The sequence below is a fragment of the Novilysobacter erysipheiresistens genome, assembly GCF_036663935.1.
Taxonomy (GTDB): domain Bacteria; phylum Pseudomonadota; class Gammaproteobacteria; order Xanthomonadales; family Xanthomonadaceae; genus Novilysobacter; species Novilysobacter erysipheiresistens.
Genome location: NZ_JAXGFP010000020.1, coordinates 1 through 910, shown reverse-complemented (window position 1 = coordinate 910; position 910 = coordinate 1). Strand labels below are relative to the sequence as shown.

Genomic DNA, 910 nt, shown 5'->3' with positions numbered 1-910 from the left:
GCGGCGCAGATGGACGGCGCGATCCTGGTGTGCTCGGCCGCTGACGGCCCGATGCCGCAGACCCGCGAGCACATCCTGCTGGCCCGCCAGGTCGGCGTGCCGTACATCGTGGTGTTCCTGAACAAGGCCGACATGGTCGACGACGCCGAGCTGCTCGAGCTGGTCGAGATGGAAGTGCGCGAGCTGCTGGAGAAGTACGACTTCCCGGGCGACGACACCCCGATCGTGCACGGTTCGGCGCTCAAGGCCCTCGAGGGCGACCAGAGCGAAATCGGCGTGCCGGCGATCCTGAAGCTGGTCGAGGCGCTGGACAGCTACATCCCGCTGCCCGAGCGCGACGTCGACAAGCCGTTCCTGATGCCGGTCGAGGACGTGTTCTCGATCTCCGGTCGCGGCACCGTGGTGACCGGCCGCATCGAGCGCGGCGTGATCAAGGTCGGCGAGGAAATCGAGATCGTCGGCATCCGCGACACCCAGAAGACCACGGTCACTGGCGTGGAGATGTTCCGCAAGCTGCTCGACCAGGGCCAGGCGGGCGACAACGCCGGCCTGCTGCTGCGCGGCACCAAGCGTGACGACGTCGAGCGTGGCCAGGTGCTGTGCAAGCCGGGCAGCATCAAGCCGCACACCGACTTCGAAGGCGAGGTCTACATCCTGAGCAAGGACGAAGGCGGCCGTCACACCCCGTTCTTCAAGGGCTACCGTCCGCAGTTCTACTTCCGCACCACCGACATCACTGGCGCCTGCCAGCTGCCGGAAGGCGTGGAGATGGTGATGCCGGGCGACAACGTGAAGATGGTGGTGACCCTGATCAACCCGGTGGCGATGGACGAGGGCCTGCGCTTCGCGATCCGTGAGGGCGGTCGTACCGTCGGCGCCGGCGTCGTTGCCAAGATCCTGAAGTAAACGG

Annotated in this window: 1 protein-coding gene; it reads left to right on the top strand. The window is 66.6% G+C overall.

From position 1 onward, the window contains the following. Positions 1-906: elongation factor Tu (gene tuf / locus SNE34_RS14750; protein WP_332618380.1), on the top strand; the 906-nt coding region annotated here is incomplete at its 5' end. Positions 907-910 lie beyond the last annotated feature (4 nt).